A 9622-nucleotide genomic window follows, 5' to 3' on the forward strand; every position below is an offset into this window, starting at 1 on the left:
CGCGGGCAGGCCATCGTCCAGGTGATCAAGGCCGACGGCAGTGCGGAGGCGCGGCCGGTGACGGCCGACCGCACGCAGGGCAGCAAATGGGTGGTCACCGACGGCCTGTCCGACGGCGACCGCGTGGTGGTCGAAGGGCTCCAGAAGATTCGCCCCGGCGTGAAGCTGGCGGCGACCGACCTCACCGAGGAGCAGTTCGACCAACGCGCGGTGGCGGCCCTGCCGTCCGCCGCCCAGCCGGCCCGTTAGGAGACCGTCCATGGCCCGTTTCTTCATCGACCGGCCGGTCTTCGCCTGGGTGCTGGCCATCGTCATCATGCTGGCCGGCCTTCTCGCCCTGCGGACGCTGCCGGTGGCGCAATACCCGTCGGTGGCCCCGCCCGCCATCTCGGTCTCGGCCAGCTATCCCGGCGCTTCCGCCGAGACCGTGCAGAACACCGTCGTCCAGCCGATCGAACAGCAGCTGAGCGGCCTCGACAACCTGCTCTACTTCTCGTCCGAATCGAACAAGGACGGCAGCATCACCGTCACCCTGTATTTCGCCCAGGGCACCAACCCCGACACCGCCCAGGTGCAGGTGCAGAACAAAGTGACGCTGGCCGAATCCCGCCTGCCGGAAACGGTGCGCAACCAGGGCATCCGCGTTGCCAAGGCGACCAAGAATTTCCTGATGGTCGTGGGGTTCTATTCGACCGACGGCAGCTTGTCGTCGAACGACCTGTCCGACTTCGTTGCCTCCTCGATCCAGGACCCGCTGAGCCGCACCGCCGGCGTCGGCGACTATCAGCTGTTCGGCGCCCAGTACGCCATGCGCATCTGGCTCGATCCCGACAAGCTCAACAAATACGCCCTGATGCCCTCCGACGTGCAGAGCGCCATCACGGCCCAAAACGTCCAGATCGCCTCGGGCGAACTCGGCGCGCTGCCATCCCGGCCGGGGCAGCAGCTGAACGCCACCGTCATCGGTCCGTCCTATCTGCAGACGCCGGGGCAGTTCGGCAAGATCCTGCTGAAGGTGCAGTCCGACGGCTCCCAGGTCCTGTTGCGCGACGTCGCGACGATCGAGCTGGGCGGCGAAAACTATACGATGAACACCCGCTACAACGGCATGCCGGCGGCCGGTATCGCGGTCAAGCTGGCCAGCGGCGCCAACGCGCTGAACACCGCGACCGCGGTGCGCCAGACCATCGAATCGCTGCGCCCGTCCTTCCCGGCCGGCGTCGAGGTGACCTATCCCTACGACACCACCCCCTTCGTCCAGCTGTCGATCGAAGAGGTGGTGAAGACGCTGGCCGAAGCCATCGTGCTGGTCTTCCTGGTGATGCTGCTGTTCCTGCAGAATTTCCGGGCGACGCTGATCCCGACCATCGCGGTTCCCGTCGTGCTGCTCGGCACCTTCGCCGTGCTGGCGGCCTTCGGCTATTCCATCAACACGCTGACCATGTTCGGCATGGTCCTGGCCATCGGCCTGCTGGTCGACGACGCCATCGTCGTCGTCGAGAATGTCGAGCGCGTGATGGAGGAGGAGCATCTGTCGCCGCTGGAGGCGACGCGCAAGTCGATGGATCAGATCACCGGCGCGCTGGTCGGCGTCGCCATGGTGCTGGCCGCCGTCTTCCTGCCGATGGCCTTCTTCGGCGGCTCGACCGGCGTGATCTATCGCCAGTTCTCCATCACCATCGCCACCTCGATGCTGCTGTCGGTCGGCGTCGCCATCGTCTTCACCCCGGCGCTCTGCGCCACGCTGCTGAAACAGCCCGACCACGACAAGACCTCGCGCGGCTTCTCCGGCTGGTTCAACCGCAACTTCGACCGCGGCAACCGGGCCTATGTGCGCGGGCTGGGCGGCGTCCTGAAGCGGCCCCTGCGCTTCCTGCTGGTCTATGGCCTGATCGTGGCCGGGCTGGCGGTGGTGTTCCTGCGCATCCCCACCTCCTTCCTGCCGGACGAGGACCAGGGCGTGATGTTCATCCAGGTCACCACCCCGCCCGGCGCCACGCTGGAGCGGACCGAACAGGCGCTGGGCCAGGTGCGCGACTATCTTCTGAAGGACGAAGGCGCGCTGGTGCGGTCGGTCTTCACCGTGTCGGGCTTCAATTTCAGCGGCCGCGGCCAGAATTCCGGCATCGCCTTCGTCAGCCTGAAGGACTGGTCCGTCCGTCCGGGCGCGGCGAGCAAGGTCCAATCCCTGGCCGGCCGGGTCATGGGACGATTCGCCGGCTACAAGGACGCCATGATCTTCGGCTTCGCCCCGCCCGCCATCAGCGAGCTGGGCAACGCCACCGGCTTCGATTTCGAACTGCTCGCGCGCAGCGGCGTGACACACGAGGAGCTGGTGGCCGCGCGCAACCAGCTGCTGGGAATGGCGTCGCAGAGCCCGCTGCTGATGGCCGTCCGCCCCAACGGTCTGAATGACGAGGCGCAATACCGTCTGGTCATCGACTGGCCGCATGCCAAGGCCCTGGGGCTGTCGGTGGGCGACGTGACCAGCACCATCTCGTCGGCCTGGGGTCAGAGCTACGTCAACGACTTCCTAGACCGCGGCCGCATCAAGCGCGTCTACATGCAGGGCAACGCCGACTCCCGCTCCGATCCGGGCGATCTGGCGCGCTGGTTCATCCGCAACTCCAGCGGCTCGATGATCCCGCTGTCGGCCTTCGCCCATGCCGAATGGACCTACGGCGCGCCCAAGCTGGAACGCTACAACGGCACCGCCTCGATGGAGATCCTGGGTCAGGCCGCCCCGGGCCAGAGCAGCGGCACGGCCATGGCGGAAATGGCCCGGCTCGCCTCGCAGCTGCCGCCCGGCATCGGCTTCGATTGGACCGGCACCTCCTACGAGGAACGGCAATCGGGCGCACAGGCCCCGGCGCTCTACGCGCTGTCGCTGCTGGTCGTGTTCCTCTGCCTGGCGGCGCTGTACGAGAGCTGGTCGATCCCGGCGGCGGTGCTGCTGGTGGTGCCGCTCGGCGTCTTCGGCGCGGTGATGGCCACCTGGGGCCGCGGCTTGTCGAACGACGTCTATTTCCAGGTCGGCCTGCTGACCACCATCGGGCTGTCGGCGAAGAACGCCATCCTGATCGTCGAGTTCGCCAAGGAAAGCTTCGACCGGGGCCAGACGCTGGTGGAGGCGGCCATCGGCGCCGCGGGCCAGCGGCTGCGGCCGATCCTGATGACGTCGCTCGCCTTCACGCTGGGCGTGGTGCCCCTCGCCATCGCCAGCGGGGCCGGCTCGGGCGGTCAGAACGCCATCGGCACGGCGGTGGTCGGCGGCACGGTGGCCGCCACGCTGCTGGCCCTTCTCTTCGTTCCGATCTTCTTCGTCGTCGTGCTGAAGCTGTTCCGCGTGAAGCCGTCCCGGCTGGCGCAGTCCGGCGAAGCCGCGGCGTCCCCTCCAATCGGCCCGGACGCTCTGGCCGACGGCCATCGTTGAGCGGCGGTGACAAGACCATGACCCACAGATTCGTTCCCTTCGCCGCCCCCATCACCGCCGCGCTGCTGCTGGCCGGCTGTTCCCTGGTGCCCGACTTCGTCCTGCCGGATCCGCCGGTTCCGGCCGCCTGGCCGGACGGGCCGGCCTACCGGAGCCCGCCCGCCACATCCGTATCCGCCACGGCGCCCACGGGCGCCAATCCGGCGCGCTCCGCCGACGCCATCGGCTGGCGCGAGGTGATGCGCGATCCCAAGCTGCAAAAGCTGATCGAGATCGCGTTGGCAAACAACCGCGACCTGCGTGTCGCCATGCTCAACGTCCAGACAGCGGAGGCTGACTACCGCGCCCAGCGCGGCGACCTGTTCCCGACGATCTCCGGCAGCGGGTCGGCCAGCTGGTCGCGCGTACCGGCCGCGACCACGTCCGCCGGCTCGGCGCTGGGCAAGACGGCGGGGGTGGAATCGCGCTCCTACAGCGCCGGGATCGGCTTCACCTCCTACGAACTCGACCTGTTCGGCCGCGTGCGTGCGCTGACCGAACAGGCGTTCGAGCAGTATCTCGGCTATGACGAGACCCGGCGCAGCACCCAGATCTCTCTGGTGGCCCAGGTGGCGACCGGCTATCTGACCCTGCAAGCCGACCGCTCGCTGCTGGAGCTGACCCGGCAGACTCTGGACAGCCAGAACGCCTCCTATCAGTTGACGCGCAAGAGCTTCGATGCCGGCAACGCCACCGAACTGACCCTGCGGCAGGCGCAGACCTCGGTGGACAGCGCGCGGGCCAATCTCGCGCTCTACACCCGGCAGGTGGCGCAGGACGAGAATGCGCTGGCCCTGCTGCTGGGCCAGCCCCTGCCGCCGGACATCGCTTCCGGCGCATCGCTGGATGCCCAGCCGGTGCTGACCGACCTGCCGGCGGGCCTTTCCTCCAGCGTCCTGTTGCGCCGCCCGGACGTGATGGCGGCCGAACACAATCTGCGGGCGGCCAATGCCGACATCGGGGCGGCCCGCGCCGCCTTCTTCCCGTCGCTGACGCTGACGGCCAAGGCCGGCACCGCCTCCTCCGGAATCCAGTCGCTGTTCGGCGCCGGCTCCTCCACCTGGAGTTTCGCCCCGTCGCTCAGCATCCCGATCTTCTCGGCCGGCGTGAACGAGGCGAACCTCGACCTCGCCAAGGCCAGGAAGGACATCCAGGTGGCGACCTACGAGAAGACGGTGCAGACCGCCTTCCGCGAGGTGGCCGACGCGCTGGCCGCCCGCAGCACCTATGACGACCAGATCGCGGCGCAGCAGTCGCTCGTCGATGCCTACGCCCGTTCCTACCAGCTGTCGGAGATGCGGTTCCGCAGCGGCGCCGACAATTACCTGACGACCCTGGATGCCCAGCGCTCGCTCTATTCGGCACAGCAGACGCTGATCTCGCTGAAGGCCGCGAGGCTGGAGAATCTCGTCACCCTCTACAAGGTCCTGGGCGGAGGCTGGCAGTAGCGAACCGCCCCGGGTTTCCCGGAGACCATTTGATCGCCGACGCTGCCCACGGAGGGTTCGACCCCGGCTTCGGTCGGCGAGAGCCGGGGCGATCAGCCCCAGGGCGTGCAGCGCGTCGGCGATGTGGTCCGGCGTGCCCTCGGCAGGCAGTCCCCACCAGCCGGGCGGCGGCAGTTGCGCCGGCGGTCCGTTCACGCGGGAGGCCGGGTCGCTCCCCTCCCTTGCACGGATTTCATCCGGCAGAAAGGCGGCGGCTACCCGCATGCCGCATAGTGCTGTGGTGATCGAGCTTAGCCCGGCTTTCCTGCGGAAAGGTCAGCGCCATGGATCATTCGTCACGTTCAGCAAGGGCCCTTACGGCAGCGCGAAGCCTGACCGTCGCCGGCATCCTCGCCGGGGTCGTGTTTGCCGGCTCTCTCTGGATCCAGAGCGCAGGTGGTCCGGCCAAGGCGGCGGCGCCATCGCAGCAGCAGCCCGTACCGGTGACCGTCGCCCCGGTGACGCGGCAGGACGTCCCGCTGTGGCTGCAAGGCATCGGCACGGTGCAGGCCGTCAGCACGGTGACGATCCGCTCCCGCGTCGACGGAGAACTGCAGAACGCCTTCTTCACCGAAGGGCAGACGATCAAGGCCGGCGACCCGCTGGTGCAGATCGATCCGCGGCCCTTCCAGGCGGCGCTCGACCAGGCCAGCGCCAAGAAGGCGCAGGACGAGGCGCAGCTCGCCAATGCGCAGCGCGACCTCACCCGCTACGAGGCGCTGGCGCAACGGGACTTCTCCTCACGCCAGCAGGCCGACACCCAGAAGGCGGAGGTCGCGCAGCTCCAGGCGCAGATCAAGGGCGATCAGGCGCTCATCGACAATGCCCAGGTGCAGCTCGGCTACACCCTCATCCGCTCGCCCATCGGCGGCCGGGCCGGCTTCGAGCTGGTCGACCCGGGGAACATCGTCCATGCCACCGACGCCAACGGAATCCTGGTGGTGACGCAGACGGACCCGATCACCGTCGTCTTCACGCTGCCGGAAGACCGGCTGCACGACATCGTCGACGCGATGGCCCAGGGTACGGTCGCCGTCTCGATCAACAGTCGCGACAATCAGCGGCACCTGAAGGACGGCGTGCTGAAGGTGATCGACAACCAGGTCGATCCGGCCACGGGCACCATCCGCATGAAGGCGCTGTTCCCCAATGCCGACAACGCGCTGTGGCCGGGCGAATTCGTCACGGCGGAGGTGCTGCTGCACACCGACCATGGAGCGCTGACCGTCCCGTCCGCCGCAGTGCAGCGCGGCGCCTCGGGCCTCTATGTCTACGTGGTCGCCGCTCCGGACGAGCGCGTGGAACTGCGCACCGTGAAGGCCGCACGTCTGGGTCCCCAGACCGCTGTCGTCACGGACGGCCTGAAGGAGGGCGAGCGCGTGGTGGTTTCCGGCCAGCTGAAGGTCCAGCCCGGCGCCCGCGTCGACGCCCGGCCGGCCGATCAGCCTCTTCTCGTCGGGCAGCAGGACGCCAGGCAGGACGCTGGGCAGGGAGGGCCGGCACGATGAACCTGTCGGCCCCCTTCATCCGCCGGCCCGTCGCCACCGCCCTCCTGATGATCGGGCTGCTGCTGGCGGGCGTCGCGGCCTATCCGTTCCTGCCGGTGGCCCCGCTGCCGCGGGTCGACTTCCCCACCATCCAGGTCTCGGCCTCGCTGCCCGGCGCCAGCCCGGAGACCATGGCCGCAACAGTCGCGCAGCCGCTGGAGCGCCAGTTTTCGCAGATCGCCGGAGTGACCCAGCTCACCTCCACCAGCGCGCTCGGCAGCACGCAGATCACCGTGCAGTTCGACCTCGACCGCAACATCGACGGCGCCGCGCAGGATATCCAGACCGCCATCAACGCCGCCACCGGCCAGCTTCCCAAGAGCCTGCCGAGCCCGCCCGGCTACCGCAAGGTGAACCCCGCGGATTCGCCGGTCCTGATCCTGGGCGTGCGTTCGGACCTGCTGCCGATCACCCAGGTGGACGAATATGCCGACACCATGCTGGCGCAGCAGATCAGCCAGGTGCCGGGGGTGTCCCAGGTGTCCATCGGCGGCGAACAGAAGCCGGCCGTGCGGATTCAGGCCGACCCGGCGAAGCTCGCCGGCCTCGGCCTGTCGCTGGAGGATCTGCGCGGCGTCATCGTGTCCGCCACCGTCAATTCGGCCAAGGGCAGCATCAACGGGCCGGATCGCAGCTTCACCCTCTACGACAACGACCAGATCACCGCGGCGCAGCCGTGGAACGACGTCATCATCGCCTACCACAACGGCGCGCCGGTCCGCATCGGCGATATCGGGCGGGCCGTCGACGGGCCGGAGAACACGCAGCTCGCCGCCTGGCAGAACGGCCGGCCCGGCGTTCTGCTGACCGTCTACAAGCAGCCCGGCGCCAACGTCATCGACACGGTCGACCGCATCAAGCAGTTGCTGCCGCAGCTCCAGGCGGCCATCCCGCCGGCCGTGCATGTCGACATCATGTCCGACCGGACACAGACCATCCGCGCCTCGGTCGCCGACGTGCAGTTCACACTGGCCCTGACCATCGCCCTGGTGGTCATGGTGATCTTCCTGTTCCTGCGCAACGCGATGGCGACGCTGATCCCCGGCGTGACGGTGCCGCTGTCGCTCGCCGCGACGCTGGGGCTGATGTATGTGTGCGGGTACAGCCTGGACAACCTGTCGCTGATGGCCTTGACCATCGCCGTGGGCTTCGTCGTCGACGACGCCATCGTGATGGTGGAAAACATCCACCGCCACATCGAGGAGGGCGTGCCGCCCCTCCAGGCGGCCTTGACCGGTTCCCGGGAGATCGGCTTCACCATCCTCTCGATCAGCCTGTCGCTGATTGCGGTCTTCATCCCGCTGCTGCTGATGGGCGGCATCGTCGGGCGGCTGTTCCGCGAGTTCGCGGTCACCGTGACCATGACCATCGCGGTTTCGGCACTGGTGTCGCTGACGCTCACGCCGATGATGGGCGCCCGCCTGCTCAAGGACGAGCGCCACCGGACGCATGGCCGCTTCTACCGCGCGGTCGAAGGAGGGTTCGATGCCCTGCTCGCCGGATACCGGACCACGCTGGACATCGTTCTGCGCCACCAGCCCGTCACGCTGCTGGTCTTCGCCGCGTCCGTCGCCCTCACCGGCTGGATGTTCGCGGAGATCCCCAAGGGCTTCTTCCCGCAGCAGGATACCGGCCTGATCATGGGCACTTCGGAAGGGCCGCAGGACGCCTCCTTCGCCATCATGAGCCGGTTGCAGCAGCAGCTGGGCGCCGTGATCGGCGCCGATCCGGACGTGGCGACCTGGGTCGGTTCCGTCGGGGCCGGCAGCGGCCAGTCGGTGAACACCGGCCGCTTCTTCATCACCCTGAAGCCGCGCAACGAACGGACAGCCAGCGCGGATCAGGTCATCAGCCGCCTGCGTCGGCAGACCGCGGCGGTCGAGGGCGTTCGGCTCTACCTGCAGGCGGCGCAGGATCTCCGCGTCGGCGGCCGGTCCTCGCGCGCCTTGTACCAGTACACGCTTCAGGATGCCGATCTGGAAGAACTGGACGATTGGGCGCCGAAGGTGCTCGACCGCCTGAAGACCCTGCCGGAACTGCGCGACCTGTCCTCCGATCAGCAGACCGCGGCAACCACGGCGACGCTGACCATCGATCGCGATCAGGCCGCCCGCTTCGGCATCCAGCCGCAGCTGATCGACGACACGCTCTACGACGCCTTCGGGCAGCGGCAGGTGACGCAGTACTTCACGCAGACCAACAGCTACCATGTCGTGCTGGAGGTGTCGCCGGACCTGCAGGGCCTGCCGGCGACGCTGCGGCAGATCTACCTGCGTTCCCCCGCCACCGGACAGCCGGTGCCCCTCTCCACGCTGGTCAAAGTCTCGACACGTCCGATCGCCGCGCTGACCATGCATGCCTTCATCATCGTGGCGCCCGACAACACCGTCACCGTTCTGGCCAAGCATCTGGACAAGGGCCAGGGCATCGTCACCGGTATCGCCACCATCGCGGCGGAGGAGCTGGACGCCGACTGGTCGCAGGTGCGCGGCGCCTTCGCCCCGGCCGACCAGAAGCTGTATGCCAACCATTTCTTCGGCATCCAGGGCACCGGCGGCTCCACCGCCGTCGCCAACAGCTGGGACGAGCTGCGCATGGCCGGTGCGGCCGCCCGCGCCATGCTGGTCGCCGCAGCATCCGCGCGCTGGAAGGTTCCGGCCGGCGAGGTGACAGTGTCGAAGGGCGTGGTCCGCCATGCCGCCAGCAACCGCAGCCTGACCTTCGGCGAGCTGGCGGAGGAGGCGGCGAAGCTTCCGGTCCCGCAGCAGGTCAAGCTGAAGGACCCGAAGGACTATGTGCTGATCGGCAATCCGGACCTGCATCGGCTGGACCACATCAGCAAGACCAACGGCACCGCCATCTTCTCGATGGACATCCGCCGCCCCGGTCAGGTGACGGCCGTGCTGGCCCGCAGCCCGCGCTTCGGCGGCACGGTGAAGAGCGTCGACGATGCCGCCGCCCGCAAGGTGCCGGGCGTCATCGACGTGATCAGCCTGCCGGTCGGCGTCGCGGTGATCGCCAGGAACAGCTGGGCCGCCATGAAGGGCCGCGAGGCGCTGACGGTCACCTGGGACGACGCAAGGCCGAGACCCGCGGCACCGACGCCATGCTGGCCC

General features: G+C 68.5%; 5 protein-coding genes. All 5 read left to right on the plus strand.

Translation table 11 applies throughout. The annotated features are described in order from the left end of the window. On the plus strand, positions 1-249 hold a 249-nt coding region (locus I71_RS38740; RefSeq protein WP_042693860.1), incomplete at its 5' end, for an HlyD family secretion protein. 10 nt (positions 250-259) lie between these two features. After that, positions 260-3433 (plus strand): efflux RND transporter permease subunit, encoded by a 3174-nt coding sequence (locus tag I71_RS08620; protein ID WP_042693862.1) that lies wholly within the window; start codon positions 260-262, stop codon positions 3431-3433. A gap of 17 nt (positions 3434-3450) precedes the next feature. Next, positions 3451-4920 carry an efflux transporter outer membrane subunit gene (locus I71_RS08625; protein ID WP_042693864.1) on the plus strand — a complete coding sequence of 490 codons (1470 nt, stop codon included), beginning with the start codon at positions 3451-3453 and terminating at the stop codon, positions 4918-4920. 323 nt (positions 4921-5243) lie between these two features. After that, on the plus strand, positions 5244-6467 hold the full coding sequence (locus I71_RS08630) for an efflux RND transporter periplasmic adaptor subunit (protein ID WP_083897056.1): 1224 nt from the start codon (positions 5244-5246) through the stop codon (positions 6465-6467). Beyond that, positions 6464-9622 (plus strand): efflux RND transporter permease subunit (locus I71_RS08635; RefSeq protein ID WP_049976002.1); only part of this gene is annotated, 3159 nt, incomplete at its 3' end. The genes I71_RS08630 and I71_RS08635, both read left to right, overlap by 4 nt.

Origin of the sequence: Azospirillum sp. B506 (assembly GCF_000333595.1) — a bacterium.
GTDB lineage: Bacteria > Pseudomonadota > Alphaproteobacteria > Azospirillales > Azospirillaceae > Azospirillum.

Excerpts from the sequence above, each read along its gene's own strand:
- I71_RS08630 (WP_083897056.1), top strand. The coding sequence starts at position 5,244 with ATGGATCATTCGTCACGTTCAGCAAGGGCCCTTACGGCAGCGCGAAGC.
- I71_RS08620 (WP_042693862.1), top strand. The coding sequence starts at position 260 with ATGGCCCGTTTCTTCATCGACCGGCCGGTCTTCGCCTGGGTGCTGGCC.
- I71_RS08625 (WP_042693864.1), top strand. The coding sequence starts at position 3,451 with ATGACCCACAGATTCGTTCCCTTCGCCGCCCCCATCACCGCCGCGCTG.